The sequence below is a fragment of the Allobosea sp. genome (assembly GCF_048595345.1).
Taxonomy (GTDB): domain Bacteria; phylum Pseudomonadota; class Alphaproteobacteria; order Rhizobiales; family Beijerinckiaceae; genus Allobosea.
Map to the genome: position 1 here is coordinate 1 of NZ_JBMDWH010000086.1, position 21,106 is coordinate 21,106.

Annotated in this window: 18 protein-coding genes; 9 read left to right on the forward strand and 9 right to left on the reverse strand. The window is 68.6% G+C overall.

Going from position 1 to position 21,106, the window contains the following annotated elements:
- From ACOJTB_RS09320 to ACOJTB_RS09340, 5 genes are all read left to right on the forward strand, one after another.
- On the forward strand, positions 1 to 735 hold a 735-nt coding region (locus ACOJTB_RS09320; protein WP_420102250.1), incomplete at its 5' end, for an ABC transporter permease.
- Positions 736 to 767: 32 nt separating this feature from the next.
- On the forward strand, positions 768 to 1,847 hold the full coding sequence (locus ACOJTB_RS09325) for a BMP family ABC transporter substrate-binding protein (protein ID WP_420102251.1): 1,080 nt from the start codon (positions 768 to 770) through the stop codon (positions 1,845 to 1,847).
- Between the two features lie 321 nt (positions 1,848 to 2,168).
- Positions 2,169 to 2,441 (forward strand): HU family DNA-binding protein, encoded by a 273-nt coding sequence (locus ACOJTB_RS09330; protein WP_465248400.1) that lies wholly within the window; start codon positions 2,169 to 2,171, stop codon positions 2,439 to 2,441.
- A 133-nt stretch (positions 2,442 to 2,574) separates the two neighbouring features.
- On the forward strand, positions 2,575 to 3,750 hold the full coding sequence (locus ACOJTB_RS09335) for a vWA domain-containing protein (RefSeq protein ID WP_420102252.1): 1,176 nt from the start codon (positions 2,575 to 2,577) through the stop codon (positions 3,748 to 3,750).
- 46 nt (positions 3,751 to 3,796) lie between these two features.
- Complete coding sequence (locus ACOJTB_RS09340) at positions 3,797 to 4,393, forward strand: hypothetical protein (protein ID WP_420102253.1); 597 nt, start codon at positions 3,797 to 3,799, stop codon at positions 4,391 to 4,393.
- Here the strand turns inward: ACOJTB_RS09340 and ACOJTB_RS09345 are convergent, their stop codons facing one another.
- From ACOJTB_RS09345 to ACOJTB_RS09355, 3 genes are all read right to left on the reverse strand, one after another.
- Positions 4,394 to 4,819, reverse strand: a complete 426-nt coding sequence (locus ACOJTB_RS09345) for a universal stress protein (RefSeq protein WP_420102254.1) — start codon at positions 4,817 to 4,819, stop codon at positions 4,394 to 4,396.
- Between the two features lie 180 nt (positions 4,820 to 4,999).
- Positions 5,000 to 5,320: a 2Fe-2S iron-sulfur cluster-binding protein gene (locus ACOJTB_RS09350; RefSeq protein ID WP_420102255.1), complete on the reverse strand. Its 321-nt coding sequence runs from the start codon at positions 5,318 to 5,320 to the stop codon at positions 5,000 to 5,002.
- A 106-nt stretch (positions 5,321 to 5,426) separates the two neighbouring features.
- Positions 5,427 to 5,765: an Hpt domain-containing protein gene (locus ACOJTB_RS09355; RefSeq protein WP_420102256.1), complete on the reverse strand. Its 339-nt coding sequence runs from the start codon at positions 5,763 to 5,765 to the stop codon at positions 5,427 to 5,429.
- Positions 5,766 to 6,027: 262 nt separating this feature from the next.
- Here ACOJTB_RS09355 and ACOJTB_RS09360 point away from each other — a divergent pair, with 262 nt between their 5' ends.
- The gene (locus ACOJTB_RS09360) at positions 6,028 to 12,012 is read left to right on the forward strand and encodes an apolipoprotein A-IV repeat region-like domain-containing protein (protein ID WP_420102257.1); all 5,985 of its coding nucleotides are present in this window, start codon (positions 6,028 to 6,030) and stop codon (positions 12,010 to 12,012) included.
- Positions 12,013 to 12,100: 88 nt separating this feature from the next.
- On the opposite strand, the gene ACOJTB_RS09365 is transcribed toward ACOJTB_RS09360, so the two are convergent.
- The 5 genes from ACOJTB_RS09365 to ACOJTB_RS09385 all read right to left on the reverse strand — a co-directional run bounded on the left by ACOJTB_RS09365 (position 12,101) and on the right by ACOJTB_RS09385 (position 16,752).
- On the reverse strand, positions 12,101 to 12,808 hold the full coding sequence (locus tag ACOJTB_RS09365; RefSeq protein ID WP_420102258.1) for a DNA helicase: 708 nt from the start codon (positions 12,806 to 12,808) through the stop codon (positions 12,101 to 12,103).
- Positions 12,809 to 13,020: 212 nt separating this feature from the next.
- Positions 13,021 to 13,620 carry an ABC-type transport auxiliary lipoprotein family protein gene (locus tag ACOJTB_RS09370; RefSeq protein ID WP_420102259.1) on the reverse strand — a complete coding sequence of 200 codons (600 nt, stop codon included), beginning with the start codon at positions 13,618 to 13,620 and terminating at the stop codon, positions 13,021 to 13,023.
- A gap of 1 nt (position 13,621) precedes the next feature.
- Positions 13,622 to 14,764, reverse strand: a complete 1,143-nt coding sequence (locus ACOJTB_RS09375) for an MlaD family protein (protein WP_420102260.1) — start codon at positions 14,762 to 14,764, stop codon at positions 13,622 to 13,624.
- A 3-nt stretch (positions 14,765 to 14,767) separates the two neighbouring features.
- On the reverse strand, positions 14,768 to 15,604 hold the full coding sequence (locus ACOJTB_RS09380; protein ID WP_420102261.1) for an ABC transporter ATP-binding protein: 837 nt from the start codon (positions 15,602 to 15,604) through the stop codon (positions 14,768 to 14,770).
- Between the two features lie 2 nt (positions 15,605 to 15,606).
- Positions 15,607 to 16,752 carry an ABC transporter permease gene (locus ACOJTB_RS09385; protein ID WP_420102262.1) on the reverse strand — a complete coding sequence of 382 codons (1,146 nt, stop codon included), beginning with the start codon at positions 16,750 to 16,752 and terminating at the stop codon, positions 15,607 to 15,609.
- A 289-nt stretch (positions 16,753 to 17,041) separates the two neighbouring features.
- Between ACOJTB_RS09385 and ACOJTB_RS09390 the strand changes: the two genes are divergently transcribed.
- Together ACOJTB_RS09390 and ACOJTB_RS09395 are read left to right on the forward strand one after the other, a co-directional pair.
- Positions 17,042 to 17,941, forward strand: a complete 900-nt coding sequence (locus ACOJTB_RS09390; protein WP_420102263.1) for a hypothetical protein — start codon at positions 17,042 to 17,044, stop codon at positions 17,939 to 17,941.
- A gap of 119 nt (positions 17,942 to 18,060) precedes the next feature.
- Positions 18,061 to 18,816, forward strand: coding sequence for an MBL fold metallo-hydrolase (locus ACOJTB_RS09395; RefSeq protein WP_420102264.1), 756 nt, complete (start codon positions 18,061 to 18,063; stop codon positions 18,814 to 18,816).
- Between the two features lies 1 nt (position 18,817).
- On the opposite strand, the gene otnK is transcribed toward ACOJTB_RS09395, so the two are convergent.
- Positions 18,818 to 20,083, reverse strand: a complete 1,266-nt coding sequence (otnK, locus tag ACOJTB_RS09400) for a 3-oxo-tetronate kinase (protein ID WP_420102265.1) — start codon at positions 20,081 to 20,083, stop codon at positions 18,818 to 18,820.
- A 280-nt stretch (positions 20,084 to 20,363) separates the two neighbouring features.
- Here otnK and ACOJTB_RS09405 point away from each other — a divergent pair.
- The coding region (locus ACOJTB_RS09405) for an ABC transporter substrate-binding protein (RefSeq protein ID WP_420102266.1) at positions 20,364 to 21,106 on the forward strand (743 nt) is incomplete at its 3' end.

A 21,106-nucleotide genomic window follows, 5' to 3' on the forward strand; every position in this document is an offset into this window, starting at 1 on the left:
GGGCTGCTGGCCGCGATGCTGGCGGGCGTCCTGGCCGCGATGGTGTTCGCCGTGCTGGCCCTCTCGCTCGCCGCCAATCAGGTCGCGACCGGGCTGGCGCTGACCATTTTCGGAGTCGGCGTCTCCTCGCTGATCGGGGCGGGCTTCGTCGGCCGCACGGTCCCGCGGCTCGGGCCGGTGTTTCCCGCCGCGCTCGCCGAGCATCCCTGGGGGCGGCTCGTCTTCGGGCACGACATCCTCGTCTATCTCTCGCTCGCGCTCGTGCTCGGCGTCAGCCTGTTTCTGCGCCGCACGCGGCCAGGGCTGATCCTGCGCGCGGTCGGCGAAAATGATGCCTCGGCGCATGCGATCGGCTACCCCGTGCTCGCGATCCGCTATGCTGCCATCGGCTTCGGCGGCGCGCTGGCCGGGCTCGGCGGAGCGTATTTCTCGCTGGCGCTGACGCCGATGTGGGCCGAGCGGCTGACGGCCGGGCGAGGCTGGATCGCGCTGGCGCTCGTCGTGTTCGCCGCCTGGAAGCCGGGGCGCGTCCTGCTCGGCGCCTATCTCTTCGGCGCCGTGATGACGCTCGAACTGCAGGCCAAGGCCGCCGGCATCAGCTGGCTCGCGCCGGAGGTGCTGGCGATGGCGCCCTATCTTGCGACGATCGCGGTTCTGACCATGATGTCGGTTGGACGCCGCAGCGGGCGCCTCGACGCGCCGGCCTGCCTCGGAAAACCCTTCTCGGCCTCGTAAGGGTCGCCAACGCCACTCATGGGAGAGACTTCATGACCAGCATCATCACCCGCCGCCGCCTGACCTTCGGCGCGGCCGCCGCCTCGACGCTGCCTCTGCTGGGCCGCGGCGCCCAGGCGCAGTCGCCGCTCGGGGTCGGCTTCATCTATGTCGGCCCGATCGGCGACCATGGCTGGTCCTGGACGCATGATCAGGGCCGGCTGGCGCTGGAAAAGGAATATGGCTCCAAGATCAAGACGAGCTTTCTGGAGAACGTCGCCGAGGGTCCCGATGCCGCGCGCGCCATCCGCCAGCTTGCCCAGGCCGGCAACCAGCTGATCTTCACGACCTCCTTCGGCTTTATGAACCCGACCATCCAGGTCGCCAAGCAGTTCCCGAAGCTGAAGTTCGAGCATGCGACCGGCTACCAGCGCGCCGAGAACGTCGCGACCTACAATGCCCGCTTCTACGAAGGGCGTGCGGTGATCGGCACGATCGCCGGGCATATGTCGAAGTCGGGCCAGGCCGGCTATGTCGCCTCCTTCCCGATCCCGGAAGTGGTGATGGGCATCAACGCCTTCCATCTGGCCGCGCGAAAGGTGAACCCGAACTTCAGGACCCGGGTGGTCTGGGCCTCGACCTGGTACGACCCGGCCAAGGAAGCCGATGCCGCCAAGGCGCTGATCGATCAGGGCTGCGACATGATCACCCAGCACACCGATTCCGCGGCCCCGCTCCAGGCGGCCGAGCAACGCGGCGTGTATGCCTTCGGACAGGCCTCGGACATGAAGGCCTTCGCCCCGAAGGCGCATCTCTCCGCCATCGTGGATGACTGGTCGGGGTACTACATCAAGCGCGTCAAGGAGGCGATGGACGGCAGCTGGAAGAGCGGCGACGTCTGGGGCGGGATCAAGGACGGCTTCGTCAAGCTGGCGCCCTATAACGACGCCGTGACCCCGGAGGCGCGCAAGGCGGCCGACGCGGTCAAGGACGGCATCGTCTCCGGCAAGCTGCACCCCTTCGCCGGCGAGCTGAAGGACCAGAAGGGCGAGGTCCGGGTCAAGGCGGGCGAGCATGCCTCGGACGAGATTCTGTCCAAGATGGATTGGTATGTGGACGGCGTTCAGGCCTGACGCCCGTGATCCGCAGGCCGCTCCGGTGGCCTGCGGCCTGTGCCGCGCAGCAAGATGATTCGCCGTTTTCGGCGCTGCGCGGGGCATTCGCACCCCTGCCTCGACCCCGAAGATCAGCCCTGATGGGCTCGAAGGGCGGAACTTTTGCCGTTTCCTGTGCGTATCTCGCGCCACGGGCATCGTCTTTCCGCCGCGCCCGTGGCACGTGCATCGGTCGTGCGCCGGCAAGACGCATCTGACCCGGTCCTGCGTGGCCGAAAGCGGGCAACCGAAACCAGGCCGGCGTACGACGCCCGCACCACCTTCTTCAGGAGGATCCCAATGACCAAGAACGAACTGATCGCCGCGATCGCCGACGAGACGGGCAAGACCAAGGCCGACGTGTCGGCGATCCTCGCCTCGCTGGGCACCACGGTCGCCAAGACGCTCAAGAGCGGCGACGACGTCACTCTCGGGGGCATCGGCAAGTTCTCCGCCGCCAAGCGCGAAGCGCGCGAGGCCCGCAACCCCTCCACCGGCGAGACCATCAAGGTCCCGGCGAAGACCGTCGTGAAGTTCAAGGTCACCAAGGACCTCGCCGACGCGGTGGCGTGAGCCGACTTCGGATCAGGCCGCGTTCGCACTTTGAAGCGGACGCTGCCGGGTCCGGGCGTCATTCTCGGGCTTGACCCGAGAAACCCGTCGCGGAGATGCTCCGGGCGAGCCCGAGCATGACGGAGCCGGCGGCATGTTCCTGCGCCTCTTCACTGATCTGCGCGCCGCCAAGGTTCCGGTGACGCTGCGTGAATATCTGACGCTGTTCGAAGGCGTCGATGCCGACCTCGCCGAGTACCGCGTCGACGAATTCTATTATCTCGCCCGCGCCACGCTGGTGAAGGACGAGCGCCATCTCGACCGGTTCGATCAGGTCTTCGCCCAGGTCTTCAAGGGCATGGAGACGCTGCAGCAGGCGATCGAGGAAGCCGGCCTTCCCGAGGAGTGGCTGCGCAAGCTCGCGGAGAAATTCCTGACGGAGGAGGAGCGCAGCCAGATCGCGGCGCTGGGATGGGACAAGCTCTGGGAGACGCTGAAGCAGCGGCTGGCCGAGCAGAAGGGCCGCCATCAGGGCGGCGGGAAATGGATCGGCACCGCCGGTACCTCCCCCTTCGGCGCCTACGGCGCCAACCCAGAGGGCATCCGCATCGGGCAGGATTCGAACCGCAATTTTCGCGCGGTGAAGGTCTGGGACAAGCGCGAATTCAGGGATTTCGACGACACCCGCGAGCTGGGCGTCCGCAATATGCGCGTCGCCCTGCGCCGCCTGCGCCGTTTCGCGCGGACCGGGGCTGCGGAAGAGCTCGATCTCGACGGCACGATTTCAGAAACCGCGCGGCACGGCTATCTCGATGTGAAGCTCAGACCCGAGCGGCGCAATGCGGTGAAGGTGCTGCTCTTCCTCGATGTCGGCGGCTCGATGGACTGGCATATCGAACTGGCCGAGGAGCTGTTCTCGGCAGCCCGCGCCGAGTTCAAGCATTTCGAGCATTTCTACTTCCATAACTGCCCTTATGAGCGCGTCTGGAAGGAAAACCGGCGCCGGCACGACCAGATCATCCCGACATGGGAGGTGCTGCGGACCTATCCGTCGGATTATCGCGTGGTCTTCGTCGGCGACGCCTCGATGAGCCCCTATGAAATCGCGATTCCGGGCGGTTCGGTCGAGCACTGGAACGAGGAAGCCGGGGCGGTCTGGATGGAACGCCTGACGGGCAAGTTCCCCAAGTCGGTCTGGCTCAACCCGGTGCAGCCGCATCTTTGGAGCTATACCCAGTCGATTCGCCAGATCGGCGGGCTGATGGGCGGGCGCATGTTCCCGCTGACGCTCGACGGGCTGGACGGCGCGATGCGGGTGCTGGCGCGGTAGGGCCCGCCCCTTGACCCCGAGGCCGCTTCCGGCAGAAGACCCGGCCATGACCGATCCCAACGACGACCTGCCCCCGCCCAGCTGGCGCCAGCGGCCAAAGCCGGTCGGCTTCGAAATCGCCTACACGCTCGATGGCGAGGTGCTGGAGGTGGACCGGACCCGTGCGGTGGACCGGGTCCGGCTGAGCGCGGTGGAGGAGGTGCGTTTTTTCTTTGCACCCGGCAACATCTCGTCGAAGGGCTATAAGACCCGGCTGCGGCTCAGTGATGGCAAGACGATCACCTTCGGCAATCTCTCCTGGCGCTCGCTCACCGATCTCGACCGCGACGATGCACGCTATCACCGCTTCGTGACGGCGCTGTCGGCAGCGATCGCGCGGGCCAATCCGCGGGCGCGCTTCGTCGGCGGCCGGCCGCGGCCACTCTGGATCGCGACCGCCATCGTCGGGGTGCTCTCGCTGGCGATGCTGGCTTTCTTCACGCTCAGCGCCTTCCAGCGCGGGATGAACGGCGCGGGCCTCCTCGGCCTCCTGCTCCTGGCGGCCTCCTATTGGCAGGTCTGGCCCATGATCAGCCTCAACCGGCCGCGCGAACTGGCGACCGGGGAGGTGCCCGACGCGCTGGTGCCAGGGCGCGGCGCCTGATCAGCGCCTGACCACCAGCACCGAGCATTTGGCGCGTCGCACGATCGCCGAGGCGTTCGAGCCGAGCACATAGGACAGCATGCCCGGCTCGTGCGAGGCGACGACGATGAGGTCGGTGCCCGCGGCCTCGGCCTCCGCCAGGACCTCGCCCTGGACCGATCCCATCAGAACCTTGGCCGACACCTGCTCGGCCGGAAGTTCGACCTCTGCGGCGATCTGGGCGAGCCTGGTCTCGGCGTCCTGCTGCTGCTCGGTGTCGAAATCCGCCGGCACGAATTCCATGTAGGTGACCGGGATCAGCGAGCGCACATAGACGAGCCTGACGACGCCGCCCGAAGACTTGGCGAAGGAGACCGCAGCCTCGATCGCCGGCTTCGACATCTCGGGCTCGGCGAGATCGACGGGGACCATGATGGACCGATACATGACAAACTCCTGCGCTGGTTGGTGAGACCAGTGTGGAGACTGCCAGCAGCGGCGCCTTGATCCAACGCAAATCATGCCGGGGCAATCTGCCTCTGCATGAACCCATCCGAGCCCTGGCCCCGAGGAGCCGCGCAGCAGCCAAGCGCCCCTAAGGATGACGGCTCGGGTGTTCCGACGCGATCAGCCCTGCCGGCTCGGCGTCCTCACCACCAGCCCGTCGAGCTCGGGCTTGATGCGGATCTGGCAGGAGAGGCGCGAATTCGGTCGGACGTCGAAGGCGAAGTCCAGCATGTCCTCCTCCATCGGCTCCGGCCCGCCGGTCTTGGCCACCCACGCCTCGTCGACATAGACATGGCAGGTCGCGCAGGCGCAGGCGCCGCCGCATTCGGCCTCGATGCCGGGCACCTCGTTGCGGATGGCGGTTTCCATCACGGTCGCGCCGACGTCGCCATCGACCGTGCGGCTTTCGCCATGGGAATCGATGAAAGTGATCTTGGGCATGGCAGGCTCCGACGCGATGCCGCAGCGCACGGCAGAACCGGCCCGGCGGCACATTCGGCTTAGATCATTTCGAGGCGGCGGGGAACGCCCGCCGCCTGCAGGTCGCTCAGGCGGCGCAGTCGAAGCGCGAGATCACGGCCCGGGCTTCGGCCGCGGCGAGCGCGAGCGCGTCCATGGCGGTTTCGGTGCGACGGGAATCGGTGGCGGCGATACTGGTCTCGATCAGATCGGCGGCCTCGGCCACCTGCCAGGCGCCGATGGCACGGGCGGCGCCCTTCAGCGTGTGGGCGGCGTCGATCCGCGCCTGCGGATCGGCACTGGCATGGATGGTGCGCAGATGCTTGGCGCATTGCTGGGCGAACAGCGCCAGCAGCTCCCGCTCGAGGGCGAGATCGCCGCCGGTCTGGCGGGCGAGGTGATCGGTGTCGATGGGCTTGGGCGACATGGCGGGACTCGGGAACTGACGCATGACAAGGGGCTGCCGGGCAGCGGGCTTGCCTCATTCTAGAAGCGCTTCAATGGTGAACGAGGCGTTAACGACGTTTGTGAATCGAACGGTCAAATGGGTTTCCAAGGATGGGGGGGTCTACTACCCTACCAATTGGTAAACGATGGGCGCATTGTCCCCGTTCGTTGCGGTCAGAGGCGGCCGCTCGAAACAGGGCCGCGTGAGCGACCATCGAAGTCGAGTTGCGAGGCGGCACATCATGAATCGACCCAAGAAGCTCCAGGATCCCACTGAAGCTGCGATGTCGGCCATCGAAGAGGCGCTGCGCCTCGAACAGCCCCAGGGGGCGAGCGACACGCCGGTCGAGACCGAGCCGCGCCTGCCGACGACCAGCTCGGACGATCTGAAGCTCGACATGCCGAAGGTCGAGCCGGTCGCTGCGCCCGCCTCGCCGCCCGCGGCCGCAGCCCCGGCGCCGTCGCAGCGCCCCGCCATCGCGCCCGACACCAGCCGCGTCGCCAATGACGATCGCCGCGATTCCAGCTCGCTGGTCCAGGCCTTCTCCGTGCGCCCCTCGGGCAAGCCCTATTGGCTGGCCGCCCTCGCCTCGGTCGCCTGGCTCGGCGGCGCCGCCTTCGTCCTGCTTCACCGCTTCGGCTCCTTCAGCGACGGGCTGCCCGCCCCCGTCGCCGCTTTCGGCCCCGGCGAATGGACGCTGCTGGCCCTCGCGGTCGGCGCGCCGGTCGTGTTCTTCTTCGTCCTGGCCGCGCTCTATCGCCGCACGCAGGAAATGCGGCTGATCTCGCGCGCAATGACCGAGGTTGCACTGCGCCTGGCCGAGCCCGAGGTCGCCGGTGCCGATTCGGTGATCTCGCTCAGCCAGACGATCCGTCGCGAGGTCGCTGCGATGGGCGACGGCATCGAGCGGGCCGTGGCCCGCGCCGGTGAGCTGGAGACCATCGTGCGCGGCGAGATCTCGACGCTGGAGCGCGCCTATGCCGACAACGAAATCCGGCTGCGCTCGCTGATCGACGAACTCGTCACCCAGCGCGAGGCCGTGGTCGGCAATGCCGAGCGGGTGAAGCTCGCCATCACCGGCGCGCATGAAGGGCTCGCCAAGGATCTCGACAGCGCCAGCCGCTCGATCGCAGAGGCGGTCTCGCAGGCCGGCGACCGCGTCACCGGCTCGCTCGGCGCCAAGGGCGACCAGATCACCCAGGCGCTGGGCCGCGCCGGCGAGCGGATGATCGAGGAGATCAGCGGCCGCAGCCATGATCTCGTCGAACGCCTGCAGCTGACCTCCGGCGAAGTCTCGGAGCGGCTTTCCGGAGCCAGCGACAGCCTTTCCACCATGCTCGACGGGCGCGCGCAGGACATCGCCGCCTCGCTTGAGAAGGCGGGCGCCTCTCTCACCGGCGGCCTGACCGCCGAGGCCCAGAACGTCACCCGCGCCATCAGCGAAGCCGGCCAGCAGATGGCCGACACGCTGGCCGCGCGCGTCGAGACCGTCAACGACACGCTGAAGCTCACCGGCGAAACGCTGGCGAAGGACATCTCCGAGCGCGGCGCCGAGGCGGCCGAGCGCTTCGAGAGCAGCAGCCGCGGCATGGTCTCGCTGATCGAGAGCCAGAGCGAAGCGCTGCAGAAGCGTCTCGCGGAAGCCGGCGAGGCGCTGCGCAGCGCGCTCTCCGACGAGGGCGAGAGCGTCACGACCCGCCTCGCCGAAGTCGGCCGCGGCGTCAACACACTGCTCGTCCGCCAGAACGAGGCGATCACCGCCCGCCTCGGCGAGGTCGGCGAGAGCATCGGCAACAGCCTCGGCACCCAGGGCGAAGCTCTGGTCGGTCGCCTGAACGAGACGATCCGGAGCGTCGACGACGTGCTGCGCGAACGCGGCGAGGCGATCCTGCTGCGCGTCGGCGACGCCGGCGAGCAGCTCGGCGCCACCGTGGACCGCCATGGCGAGGCGCTGACCAGCCGCATCGGCGAGGTCGCGGATCGCGTCAACGGGCTCTTCGCCGAACAGGGCGGGCGCCTCGTCAGCCGCCTGAACGAGACCGGCGAGGCCGTCCACGGGCTGCTCGACCAGCAGGCCGACGCGCTCGTCGGCCGCGTCTCAGGCGCCGGGCAGGAACTGAGCCGGATCGTCGACCAGCAGAGCGACAATGTCGTGGCGCGCGTGTCGGGCGCGGGCGCCGATGTCGCCAAGCTGCTGGAAGATCGCAGCGAAGCGCTGGTCGCCAGCGTCTCGGGCGCCGTCAACGCGGTCGAGACCCGTTTGCGCGATGAAAGCGACGTGCTCGTCGGCCGCCTGACCCAGGCGGGCCAGGACGTCAGCCGCGTCGTCGGGCAGGAAAGCGAGCGCATGATCGCGGGCCTCACCGAGACCGGCGCGCGGGTCAGCGCCCTGCTCGAGGAGCAGTCGGGCGCGATGACCGTCAAGGTTTCGCAGGCGGGCCTCGAGATCAAGGATCTGCTCGGCCATGAGAGCCAGGCCGTCGCGGCGCGCATCGCCGATGTCGGCCGTTCCGTCCACGGCATCCTGTCGGAGCGCAGCGGCGCGCTGATCAGCCGCCTGGCCGAGACCGGTGAGAGCATCGACCAGAAGCTCGACGAACGCGGGCTGGCGCTGGCCAACCGCATCGCCGGCACCGTCGAGAGCACGCGCCAGGCGCTGGAGGACCAGCAGGCCGCCTTCCTCGCCAGCGTCGGCGAAACCGGTGAGAAGGTCGCCGGGCTGCTCGGCGAACAGCGCCAGACCCTGGTGCGCGATCTCTCCGAGACCGGCCGGGAGGTTCACACCCTGCTCGGCTCCCAGAGCGAGGAGCTGGCGCGCCGCATGAGCGACGCCACGCGCAGTCTCGCCGCCACGATCAATGTCGATGGCCGCCAGATCGCCGAGCGCGTCTCGGCCGCGACGCAGGAATTGCGCGAAACCTTCACCACCCATGCGGACGAGGCCCGCACGATGCTGGCCGGCACCGGCCGCGAGATCGTGATGGCGCTGACCCAGCAGGGCGGGCGCGTCAACGAGGCGCTCGCGGCCAATGCGGAATCGATGCTGCGATCGGTCGAGGGCCGCGCCCAGGCGCTGACCGAGGCGTTGGCGAGCCGCCATGACGCGCTGGTCAAGCTGTTCGACGAGCGCGGCGGCGCGATCGAGACGACGCTCGGCGCCCGCATCGCGGCGCTGACCGATCTGTTCGACACCCAGGGCCGCGCCGTCGAAACCGGCCTTGCCGATCGCCTCGCCGTCTTCGAGGACCTGATCGTCGAGAAGGGCGGCGCCCTCACCGCCAAGATCTCCGGCGATGCGCGCGCCCTCACCGAGGCGCTGAACAACGGCATCGCGCAGGTCGAGAAGCTGATCTCCGAGGACGGCGTCACGCTGGCCGACAAGGTCGGTACCCGCGCGCTGGAAGCGGCGGAGCTGCTGGCGCATCGCACGCGCCAGGCCTCCGACGCGATGGAGGAGCAGATCAAGCTGTTCGAGGAACGCTCCGGCGCCAAGAGCAGCGAGATCGCCGGCGCGCTCGACAATCTCATCGCGCGGATGGACGGCAGCCTCGGCGCCCGTGCCACGGCCCTCAACGAGGCGCTGGTGGAGCGCACCGTCGATATCGCCCGCGTCCTGGCGGAGGGCGGCCGCGAGGTCACCCGCGCACTCGCCGCCAAGGCGGACGAGATCGGCGAGGTCGTCACCTCCAAGAGCGAATCGCTCACGCGCACGCTCAGCGACAAGGCCGACACCATCAATGCGGCGCTCGGCGGCCGCGCCCTCCAGATCGCCGATACGCTCGACCAGAGCGTGGCGCGCTTCGAGGATCGCGTCGTCGGCCGGCTGGACACCGTCTCGCACACGCTCGACAGCCGCGGCGAGGAGATCGCCGCCGCGCTGCAGGGCCGCTCGGAGGCGATCGCGTCCGCCCTCAGCGAGCGGGCGCAGGAGCTTCGGGCCCTGTTCGACACCAATGGCACGGGCATGGTTTCCGCGCTCGCGGCGCAGAGCGAGGCGATCGCCGCCGCGCTCGACCAGCGCGCCGAGCATCTGCGCACGCTCTTCGACGATCGCGGGCTCGGCGTCGTCGCCGCCCTCGGGCGGCGCGGGGATGCGATCTCGCAGGCGCTGGACCAGCGCAGCGAGCAACTGCGCGTGCTGTTCGAGGACAAGGGTGCAGCCATCGTCGATGCGCTGCGCCGCCAGGGCCTCACCGTCACCGGCACCATCGAAGGGCAGACCGAGGCGCTGCGTGCCCTGCTGGAGGTCAAGAGCAACGGGCTCGGCGAGACGCTCGGCCACCATGGCGAGACCATCTCCTCGCTGATGGACGAGCGGACGGCCGCCCTGCGCTCGCTGTTCGACGCCAAGGGCACGGGCCTGATCGAGGCCTTCAACGAGCGCGGCGAGACGATCTCGGCCGAGCTCGCCAGCGTCGGCGACAGTGTCGTGCGGGCGCTGGAGAGCCGCGGCAACGCGATCGTCACCGGAGTGCGGGACCGCGGCTACGCCATCGCCAACGCCGTCGAGAACTCCTCGCGGGAGCTTCGCGAGACGATCGAGACCAATTCGCGCCAGTCGATCGACGCGCTGGTCGCGACCAACGAGAAGCTGCGCCACGAGCTCGGCGGCATGCTGGGGCGCCTGGGCGAGGCGAACAAGCTGATGCAGCAGATCGTCAACGGGGCGAATCACAACCTGTCGGCCATCGAAACGGGGCTTTCCAGCCGCGTCGGTGAGCTGCAGAGCGTCATCGGCACCGTGATGGCGGAGGCGCAGCGCACCTCCGAACAGGTCGCGGCGCAGATCGCCGAGCTCAAGGGCTTCTCGGACAGCACGCTGCGCGAGGCCGCATCGCTCGCAGAGCGTCTGGAGGACAAGAGCGCCGCGCTCGACGACGCCTCCCAGGCGGGCGCCTCCGCGCTCGCCGCCGTGCTCGGCCGGCTGGAGCAGGTCGAGCACCGCGTCGGCCGCGCTCTGTCCGAGCGCCGCGAGGCGCTGGAGCAGCTGCACGGCATAATCGGCAGCCGCACCGAGGAGGTGGAGCAGATCACCCGCTCCTTCACCGCCCAGATCGACGAGTCGCTCGGCACCGCCGAGGCTCGCGCCCGGCAGATCGGCTCCGTTCTCTCGGATTCGGCGGAGGCGACCACCGGCGCCATCGCCCAGCAGTTCGAGGCGATCCGCTCCGCCACCGGCAAGGAGCGCGAGCGGACCGCCGAGGCCCTGCGCGCCGCTTATGCGCAGGTCACCAACGAGGTCGGCGGCGAACTCGCCAAGATGACCGAGCGCTTCCAGAAAACGGCGCAGGAGATGCGCGGCGCCACCGCCGAGATCCAGCGCGAGCTGGAAGCCACCCGCGCCGAGCTCAAGCGCGGCGTGCTGGAACTGCCGCAGGAGGCGCAGGAATCGACATCGGCCATGCGCCGCGTCGTCGCCGAGCAGATCAAGGCGCTGAACGACCTCTCCGAGATCGTCACCCGCGCCGGCCGCCGCGGTGAGGTTTCGCCTCCGGTCGACCAGGCGCCGCGCCGCCAACCCGCCGCTGCGCAGCAGGCCCCTGCTCCGCAGCCGGCGCAGGCCGCGCAGCAGCCGGTCCAGAGCGCTCCCGCCGGGTTCCGCATCGCGGCCCCGCAGCCCCAGCCGCAGGCGCAGGCCGAGGAGCCGCTGCTGCGTCCCTCGCTGGATGGCGCTTCCGCGCCCGCCCGCAGCGAGCCGGTCGCGCCCCGCGCCGAGGTCAAGCCGGCGGCGGTCCGTCCCTCCGCCGCCCCGGCACCGGCCGCCGACGCCCAAAGGCGCCAGCCGGAGCCGCAGCAGCCGGCCAAGGCCGGCTGGCTCTCCGACCTGCTCGTCCGCGCCTCGCGGGAGGACAAGGCTCCGGAGGCCTCCAAGCCGACGGCGCATTCCATCGAGAAACTCGATTCGCTCTCGGTCGACATCGCGCGGATGATCGACCATGACGCCGCCGTGGAACTGTGGGATCGCTACAAGCGCGGCGAGCGCAACGTCTTCACGCGCCGCCTCTACACGCTTCAGGGTCAGCAGACTTTCGACGAGATCCGCCGGAAGTACCGCCGCGACACCGAGTTCAAGGATACGGTCGACCGCTATATCGACGAGTTCGAGCGCCTGCTCGGCGAAGCCGCCAAGGATGACCGCGACTCGATGGTGGCGAAGACCTACCTCACCTCGGAAACCGGCAAGGTCTACACCATGCTGGCCCATGCCAGCGGGCGCTTCGAATAATCGCCCTGCCCTCTCAAGGCTGAAAGGCCGCCCTGCCGGGCGGCCTTTCTTTTTTATCAGGCGTGCCGTCTTCGGACAGCGACCTGTCTCAGGCGGCCGCGGGAATCCGGATCTCGCCGCCCTGAACGAAGAAGGCCTTGTCGAACATCCGCAGATCGACGGGATTCGGCAGCCGGATGTCGCCGAGATCCGGGAAGGGCTTGGCCGCGGCGTCGTAGCCCCGGTCTATCTGGGAGAGAAACACCAGGATCATCCCGCGCGCCTGCGCAAAGCCCTTGAGGCTGCGAAGTTGCACGGGCAGAGCCGGGTTCTGCCGGCGCTGGTCGAGCAGCTGGAGATAATCGACCACCGCGAGCGATCCGGGCGGCGCGAGGTCCATCGCCTTTTCGATATGATCGGCCGCGATCAGATCGGATCCATCGAATCGGAAGGGCGCATGCGGCGCCGGGGCGAGGCCGAGCGCTGCACAGCGTCGCTCGAAATCGGCCGCCGTGTACTCGAATGAGAAGAAGATGCTGTGCCGGCCGGTCCGGGCCGCTTCCATCGCCAGCAGGATGCCGGCCACTGTCTTGCCTTGCCCCGGGCGACCAGCGAGCAATGCCATATCCCCCGAGGCGAGTGTGGACAGCATCGCGCCAGCCATTCCGGCCGGGTTGCGGGCCGCGAGCAGGCTCCAGCTGCGATAACCCTCCGCCGCTGCGATGCGGTCGAGCGCTTGGTGCAGCGGGATCCGCTCCTTGCGCTGCAAGGTACGGGCTTTGCGTTTGAGATGCGGGATCGATGTGGACAGCGTCATGCGAGACCTCCTAAACCGGGCCGGCAGCGCAATCCCTCCTCATGCAGGCGCCCGAACAGTCGGTCGGATCATCATCTGCCCCGTGCGATCGACTTCCCCGATGGAGGGGGGGCGGCTCGGGCCAAGCCTCGGTCCCTGAATAGCCGATTCGCCGCCGCGCCGACATCTCCTTCCCGGCAGAAGCCAGGGCGTTCCGGCATGCGTCTCGTGCTTCAGCGCGCCCAGCGCACGATCTCAATCAGCACCTGTGAGAGGGCCTGATTGAGCGCCTGCGTCGCGCCCGCCCCGTCGACCGCTCCGGCCGGGACGCGGGCGGTGAACAGCCGGGCGCGCTGGATGCGGCCGGTGCTGTCGCCGACGATCTTGGCGGTGATCTCGACCACGGCGGTGCCGGAGCCGGCCTCGATGTTGAAGCTGCGGATGTCGGTGAGGAGCTGGGCGGTGGGAGTCACGCGCTGATCGGGCGAGGCGACGGCGGCGATGCGGCCGGCGTTCTCGAAGGTCTGGATCAGCCGGGTCTGGACGAGCGCCGGGACGGTATCGGCCCATTGCGCACCGCCGACGAAGGAGAGCGCGCCGCTCGAATCCTTGACGATGACGCGATCGGAATCGAGCGCCTGGACAGTGGTCGGCCGCGCGACCGCCAGCGTCGAGGCGCCGCCGACGCGGCCGAAGCCGCTCGGCGCAGACAGGTCGAAGGTGGTGGGCGTCGCGCCGCCGCAGCCGGCGAGCAGCAGGGCGCCGGCCAGAGCGAGGCCGCCGAGGCCGAGGGAGCGGGCGATGGCGCGGTGCCGGGGAGCCTTGTCGATCATACTAGCGGGCTCCGTTGTACTGGGGCAGAGGCGGCTTGCCGCCGAAGATGAGCTGCTGCGGATTGCGCTCGAAGCTGCGCAGCGTGCGGTTGATCTCGGTCAGCACGCGCTTGGCGTCCGAAACCGCGGAATCGACATTGCGCAGCCCGACGCCGGTGAAGCGGTTGATGCCGAGGGTGATGTCGGCCGTGCGCCGGTCGAGATTGTCGGCCAGGACACGGATAGACTTCGCCGCATCGGAGATCTCGTTGAGCGCGCTGCGCCCGTCGGGGCCAGAGGCGGTGTTCAGGAAGGACTGCGCCCCCTTCAGCACGCCCTCGACCTGATCGGCAGCGCGGTTGAGCTTGTCTGTGATCGAGGCGACATTGCCCACCGCCTTGCGGGTGTCCTCGCTCGAATTGCCGAGCGCGGCGGTGAAACGGTCGATATTGGAGAGGATGTCGTCGATCTTCCGGCGATCGACGGCCCTGACCACGCCGGTCAGCTCCTCGCTGAGGGCCTGGAGCTTCTGCGAGAGCGGCTGCATGGTCTCGGCCACGCTGCCGAAGCTCGACAGCAGCTTGTCGATCGAGTCCGAGTTCTTGCCGAGCGCCTCGGAGAATTTCTCGACATTGCGGACGGTGTTGTTGATCGGCCCGGTATTCTGCTTGATCAGCCCGTCGAGCGAGCCGAGCATGCCGTCGGCCTTCTGGGCCACGTTGCGCACGGTTTCCAGAATGTCCTGCAGCTCGGAGCGCTCGGCGATGATGGTCGGCATCGGCTCGCCGGGCTTGGCCTTCAGCACCGGGGCGTCGGGATCGCCGCCGATCAGCTGCAAGGCGACGACGCCGGCCAGACCCTGCGCCTCGATGCGGGCGCGGGTGTCGACGCGCAAAGGCGTCGTGGCGGTGACGGAGATGACCGCATAGATGCGGCGCGGATCGTCCGGCTGGAGCTCGATGGTGGTGACCTCGCCGACGCGCAGGCCGTTGAAGAGCACGCTGGAGCCGCGCCCGAGGCCGGTCACCGAGCCGGTGAAGATGACGCGGATATTCTCCTTGCGCCCGGCCCCGCCGCTGTTGAACCAGTAGACGAAGCCGAAGGCGGCCGCGAGCACGGCCAAGGTGAAGAGCCCGACGAGAGCGTAATTCGCGCGCGATTCCATGAACTAGCCGTTCTGCTCCCGTTTGCCGGACGGTTTCCGGGCCATCGCGCGCTCGCCGCCGAAATACTCTTTCAGCCACGGGTGGTCGGATTTCAACATGGTGTCCAGCGGTCCGATCGCGACGACCTTCTTGTCCGCCAGGGCCGCGATTCGATCGCAGGCATCATAGAGACTGTCGAGATCATGCGTGACCATGAAGACGGTCAGCCCCAATGTACGCTTGAGCGTCATGATCAGATCATCGAACTCGGCCGCGCCGATGGGGTCCAGCCCCGAGGTCGGCTCGTCGAGGAAGACGATCTCGGGATCCAGTGCCAGGGCGCGGGCGAGCGCAGCGCGCTTGATCATGCCGCCGGAAAGCTCCGAGGGCGCCTTGTCGGCGGCATCCGGCGGCAGGCCGACGAGATCGAGCTTCACCATCGCCAACTCGTCGAGCAGGGCCGGCGAAAGCTGAAGATATTCGCGCATCGGCACCTGGATGTTCTGCTTCACCGTCAGCGCCGAGAACAGCGCGCCCTGCTGGAACATCACGCCGAAGCGCCGCTCCAGCGCGCGCCGCTGCTGGCCGGTGAGCCCGTCGACGTTCTCGCCGAGAACCTCGATGGTGCCGCGCTGCTTCTGGACCAGCCCGAGGATGGTGCGCGTCAGCACCGACTTGCCCTTGCCCGAGCCGCCGACGAAGCCGAGGATCTCGCCGCGGCGGACATCGAGATCCAGCCCGTCCATGATCACCTTCTCGCCGAAGGCGACCTTGAGGTCGCGTACGCGGATCACCGTTTCCGGCTCCTGCCCGGTCCGGCCGTCCCGATCCGTGCCGATGTCCTGTTCCTGCCCGTTCATCGTCAGAACTCGATCGAGGCGAAGAAGATCGCGAAGAGGCCGTCGACCACGATCACCATGAAGATCGCCTTCACCACCGAGGCCGTCACCTGCCGGCCCAGCGATTCCGCCGAGCCCTTCACCGCCAGCCCCTCGATCGAGGCGATGATGCCGATGACGAAGGCCATGAACGGCGCCTTGATCAGCCCGACGGCGAAATGCTTCCAGGTGATGACCGATTGCAGCCGGGCGAGGAAGGTGTCGAGCCCGATGCCGCCATAGAGCCAGGCGACCAGCCCCGCCCCCGTCAGGCCCGCCATCGAGGAGATGAATGTTAGGATCGGCAGCGAGATCACCAGTGCGAGGATGCGCGGCACGACCAGCACCTCGATCGGATCGAGCCCCATCACCCGCAGCGCATCGATCTCCTCGCGCATCTTCATCGAGCCGATCTCGGCGGTGAAGGCCGAGCCGGAACGGCCCGCGATCATGATCGAGGTCAGCAGCACCGAGAGCTCGCGCAGCACGAGGATGCCGGTGAGATTGACGACAAAGGCCGTCGCCCCGAACTGCTGCAGCTGGAAGATGCCCTGCTGGGAGACGATGCAGCCGACGAGAAACGAGATCAGCATGATGATCGGCGCGCCGTTGAAGGCGATCAGCTCGATCTGGTTGACCAGCGAGGGGCCCCGGAACTTGCGCGGGCCGAGCACCACCGCGGCCGAGCCGACCACGACCTCGCCCAAGAACATCGCGCCGCCGACCATGTCGCGCCCGAAGCGGATGACGGCCTCGCCGATATTGGCGAGAAGGCCGACGATTCCGACGTGCTGATGCGCGGCGTGCTCGTCCTCGTCATGGACCTTCACCTCCCGCAGCAGAAGCTCATGCTCGGGCCGGCTGCTGACGAGTTCGATCGCGCCGCCCTCGCGCTCCTGCCGCGATTTCAGGCGGTTGAGGACATAGGCCCCGAGCGTGTCCAGCCGCGAGACGTCCGACAGGTCCAGCCGGGCGCGGCCCTGCTGGCCCATGCGGCCGGAAATCTCGCCGATGAGGGTTTCGAGACGCGGGGCGCGGTCGGCGCTCCACGAGCCGGCCAGCGCCACCGCCAGCATTCCCTGATCGTCGCGGAAGATCGCCTGTGGTTCGGCGACGTCAACGCTCGGCATGTGCCCGTGTTCATCCTTCGATCCTCCGCGAAGCCCAGCGGCCTGCGCGGAGTCGTTGCGTCGCGATCCACCCCTGCTCCTGTATCGCGGCGCCGGTGACGCTTGGCAAGCGCGCGGCCGCCTGCCCCGAGCGTTAGACCGGGAGCGTTGCGAATGCGCCATATCGGCGCGATTTTCGTCACCACACGCTGCCGCAACGGCAGCAATTCCTTAACGATCAGTCTGCAGCTTCGTCATCCTCTCATCGTATCCGGCCAATGATTCGGCCGGGCTGGAAGGCTAGACGGACATGAGCGATGCCCGTTCCCTGACCCCGCTCAGTCAGGCCGATTACGAGGCGATCGAAGCGGCGGTGATGGAGACCGCCCGCGGCCGCTGGTTCATGGCCGAATACGCCCGGCGCAACCGCCAGGCCGATACGCAGCAATTGCTGACGGCGATCCACCGGATCGAGCGTGTGGTCGGCCTGGGCGTGGCGGAAACCACGCAAGAATCGAACCTGATCGAGGCGGCGGCGCTCATCCACGATCTGCGGGCCGATCTTGAGCGCATCAGCGGCCGGATGGAGGAGCGCTCCTGCGGGCTCTCGACCCGGATCGAGGTCGCCGGCGGCATCATCCTGGCCGCGGCCGAAACCATCCAGGAAACCGCCTGGACCCTGCGCGAAAGCGGGGCCGACGAAGCCCTCTGCGACAAGCTGGACCGGCGCACGACGGACATCTCGGCCGCCGTGGAGACGATCGACGCGATGTCTCAGCGCATGGACAAGATCGCCGACACCATCGCGATGCTGGATTCCAGCCTGCGCGCCTTCGGCGAGACCGCCTTCACCCCCAAGACCACCTTCTTCGACATCGAAGACGTGCGCCAGCCGGCCCCTCCCACCGCCGGCGCGGTGCCGATGGCCTCCGCACCCGAGCCCGAGATGCCGCCGCAGCCGCAGCCGGGCGACGCGGCTCCCGAGCCGATGGACGATGTCCTGTCGGTCGAGCCCCAGGGCGAGATGCGTGTGGCGACCATCGAACTGCTCGAAGACGACCTGGTCTTCGCCGAAATCGACGATCAGGGAGCCAGGGAGGCGCCGGCAAGCGCATCTGTGCCGCTCGGGCTGGCGACCGCCCGCTCGGAACTGGCGCTGCGCGACATCGACGCTCTTCCGGCGGAACGCAAGCTGGCCTACTTCGCCTGATCGGTGCCGGAGGCTGAGCCCTCGCATCACGCGGGCGTGCGGTCTGCTTCACACATCGGAACTGGCCAAGCCCCCGCGCGGCGGAAACAATCCCCTCCCGATTCCGGAGCGGCACCGCCATGAAACTGACCCTCTTGCGCAACGCGACGCTCAAGCTCGTCTATGGGGGCAGGGTCTTTCTGATCGATCCGGATTTCGGCAGCATGGGCAGCCGGCGTTCCTTTACCGGCCGCGCCCAAAACCCGATGGTGCCGCTGCCGCAGCCCATCGAGGCGATCCTGGATGGTGTCGAGACGGTCATCGTCTCGCATCTCCATGCCGATCATTTCGACGATGAGGCGAAACAGGCGGTGCCCAAGCAGCTGCCGCTCATCTGCCAGCCCGGGCAGGCAGAGACGATCGTGTCCGCCGGCTTCACCGACGTCACGCCGCTCGACCGCGATCTGACGCTCGGCCCGATCCTGCTGACGCGGCATCCGGCGCAACATGGGACGGGCGCGGTGGCCGAGACTATGGGGCCGGTGATGGGGCTGAGTTTCCAGGCGCCGGGGGAGCCGACGCTCTACTGGTGCGGCGACAGCGTGGTGTATCCGCCCCTGCTCGATGCGGTCGCGGTCACCCGGCCCGATGTGATCGTCACTCATTCGGGCGGGGCGCTCTGGGACGAGACGCTGATCATCATGGATGCGGAGCAGACCATCGCACTCGCGCGGGCCTGCCCCGAGGCCGTCCTGATCGCCACGCATCTGGAAGCGCTCGACCATTGCATGACGAGCCGCAAAGATCTGCGGGCGGCGGCCGAGGCGGGCGGCATCGACGCGCACCGCCTGAGGATTCCGGCCGATGGCGAGACGGTGGAGATCACCGCCCGCTGAATCAACTCAGCAGGCCCCAGGCCTTCACGAAGAAGTCGGGCGCGCCGAAATTGCCCGATTTCAGCGCCACCACCATGTCAGGCCCGGCCGCGACGCGCGTCCAGGGGACGCCGGGGTCGATCTCGGGGCCGATTTCGAGACTGCGCAGCCCCAGGCCGAGAGCGACCGCACCCGAGGTTTCGCCGCCGGCGACGAGGAGCCGCGTGACGCCGCCCTGCACCAGCCGGCGCGCGATCTCGGCGAAGGCTTCCTCGACGAGGCTGCCGGCCCGCTCGCGTCCGAGCCTGTCCTGAACCGCAGCCACCTCGGCGGGATCGTCGCTCGAATAGAGCAGGAACGGTCCGTCTGCCGGCTGCGACAGCGCCCAATCGGCGAGCGCGGCGGCTGTCTGCCGGCCTTCCGCGAGCGCGAGGGGGTCGATCTTGAGCGCGGGGTAGCCGGTCTCGAGCGCGGCCCTGATCTGGCCGCGCGTCGCGGCCGAGCAGCTGCCGGACAGGATGCCGGCCCGCCCGGCGGGAGCCGCCAGACGCGCAGGAGCCTCGCGCTCCGGCAGCAGCCCGGCCTGCCGGAAATTCTGCGGCAGGCCCATGGCGATGCCGGAGCCGCCGGTCAGCAGCTTGTGGTCGGCCACCGCGCGGCCGAGGGTCATCAGGTCGTCATTGGTCAGCGCGTCGGTCACGGCATAGCGGGCGCCCTGCCCCCGCAGCGCGGCGAAGCGCGCCCTGACGGCCTCGCTGCCGGCGAGCACCGTCGCGTAGTCCACCAGCCCCACCTCGCCCTTCGCCTGGGCGCCCATCAGCCGGACGAGACTGGAATCGCGCATGGGCGTCAGAGGGTGATCCTTCATCGAGCTCTCATGCAGCGGCACGGCGCCGACGAAGAGATAGCCCTGGTAGATCGAGCGACCATTGGCCGGAAAAGCCGGGCAGACGATGGCGAAATCGGTGCCGAGGCGCTCCATCAGCGCATCCGCCACCGGGCCGATATTGCCGGCGGGCGTCGAATCGAAGGTCGAGCAGTATTTGAACAGGATCTGCCGGGCGCCGGCTGCCAGCAGCGCGTCGCAGGCCGTCAGCGAATCCGCGAGGGCCTCGGCGACCGGCGTGGTGCGCGACTTCAGCGCCACGACGACGGCATCGGCCGCCGGCATCGCCGCGCCCGGCTGCGGCACGCCGATGAGCTGCACGGTGCGCATGCCGGCGCGGTTCAGCATCAGCGCGACATCGGTCGCGCCCGTCATGTCGTCGGCGATCACGCCCAGAAGCATGGTGAAGACCCTTCCTCTCCGTTCGGCGCCGGGCTTGGCGCCCGGTCTTGGATCCGGTTGTAGCGAGGCCGGCTGCGCGATGCGACTGTTTCGATCACGAGGGCGCGCCGCCGATGCTTCTGCCCAAAGCGCAGGCAGTCGCGGCGTGATTTTGACGGGCCGCCCTGTCGACCGCGCGAACAAACTCGGGCAAGTTCGTCCCGACAGGAACGATTTCAGGCGCCGATGGTCCCTGGCCGCACCAGGGCCCGTCGCCGCGACAACCGTCGGAGGGACACGCATGAAGCAGGTTCGGATCTGGGTTTCCGCCGCCGCGCTCGCCTTGGCGACGCTGCCTCTCGGCGCCGCGCACGCGCAAACGCCGTCCACCCTGCGCATCGGGCTGCAGGAAGACCCCGACATGCTGGACCCGCACAAGGCGCGCACCTTCGTCGGGCGCATCGTCTTCATGGGGCTCTGCGACAAGCTGCTCGACATCACGCCCGAGCTGAAGCCGGTGCCGCGCCTCGCCACCGAGTGGAGCTTCTCGGCCGATGGGATGACGCTGACGATGAAGCTGCGCGGCGACGCCAAATTCCATGACGGCGAGCCCTTCAACGCCGAGGCCGCCAAGGCCAATCTCGACCGCGCCCGCACCTTGCCCGACTCGCTGCGCAAATCGGAACTGGCCTCAGTCGACAGCGTCGAGGCGCCGGATGCCTCAACGCTCGTGCTGAAGCTCAAGCGGCCCGATGCGACGCTGATCTCGCAGCTCACCGACCGGGCCGGCATGATGCTCTCGCCGAAGACGCTTTCCGGCGATGTCGGCGCCAAGCCCGTCTGCTCCGGCCCCTATAAATTCGTCGAGCGCGTGCAGAACGACCGCATCGTGCTGGAGAAGTTCAAGGAGCATTGGGAGGCCGACAAATACGGCTTCGAGCGGGTGATCTACCGCTCGATCCCCGACACGACCGTGAGGCTGGCCAATCTGCGCTCGGGCGAGCTCGACATGCTGGAGCGGCTCGCGCCGACCGATGTGAAGTC

Coding starts and splice junctions, on each gene's coding strand:
- ACOJTB_RS09325 (WP_420102251.1), top strand. CDS start 768: ATGACCAGCATCATCACCCGCCGCCGCCTGACCTTCGGCGCGGCCGCC.
- ACOJTB_RS09330 (WP_465248400.1), top strand. CDS start 2,169: ATGACCAAGAACGAACTGATCGCCGCGATCGCCGACGAGACGGGCAAG.
- ACOJTB_RS09335 (WP_420102252.1), top strand. CDS start 2,575: ATGTTCCTGCGCCTCTTCACTGATCTGCGCGCCGCCAAGGTTCCGGTG.
- ACOJTB_RS09340 (WP_420102253.1), top strand. CDS start 3,797: ATGACCGATCCCAACGACGACCTGCCCCCGCCCAGCTGGCGCCAGCGG.
- ACOJTB_RS09345 (WP_420102254.1), bottom strand. CDS start 4,819: ATGTATCGGTCCATCATGGTCCCCGTCGATCTCGCCGAGCCCGAGATG.
- ACOJTB_RS09350 (WP_420102255.1), bottom strand. CDS start 5,320: ATGCCCAAGATCACTTTCATCGATTCCCATGGCGAAAGCCGCACGGTC.
- ACOJTB_RS09355 (WP_420102256.1), bottom strand. CDS start 5,765: ATGTCGCCCAAGCCCATCGACACCGATCACCTCGCCCGCCAGACCGGC.
- ACOJTB_RS09360 (WP_420102257.1), top strand. CDS start 6,028: ATGAATCGACCCAAGAAGCTCCAGGATCCCACTGAAGCTGCGATGTCG.
- ACOJTB_RS09365 (WP_420102258.1), bottom strand. CDS start 12,808: ATGACGCTGTCCACATCGATCCCGCATCTCAAACGCAAAGCCCGTACC.
- ACOJTB_RS09370 (WP_420102259.1), bottom strand. CDS start 13,620: ATGATCGACAAGGCTCCCCGGCACCGCGCCATCGCCCGCTCCCTCGGC.
- ACOJTB_RS09375 (WP_420102260.1), bottom strand. CDS start 14,764: ATGGAATCGCGCGCGAATTACGCTCTCGTCGGGCTCTTCACCTTGGCC.
- ACOJTB_RS09380 (WP_420102261.1), bottom strand. CDS start 15,604: ATGAACGGGCAGGAACAGGACATCGGCACGGATCGGGACGGCCGGACC.
- ACOJTB_RS09385 (WP_420102262.1), bottom strand. CDS start 16,752: ATGCCGAGCGTTGACGTCGCCGAACCACAGGCGATCTTCCGCGACGAT.
- ACOJTB_RS09390 (WP_420102263.1), top strand. CDS start 17,042: ATGAGCGATGCCCGTTCCCTGACCCCGCTCAGTCAGGCCGATTACGAG.
- ACOJTB_RS09395 (WP_420102264.1), top strand. CDS start 18,061: ATGAAACTGACCCTCTTGCGCAACGCGACGCTCAAGCTCGTCTATGGG.
- otnK (WP_420102265.1), bottom strand. CDS start 20,083: ATGCTTCTGGGCGTGATCGCCGACGACATGACGGGCGCGACCGATGTC.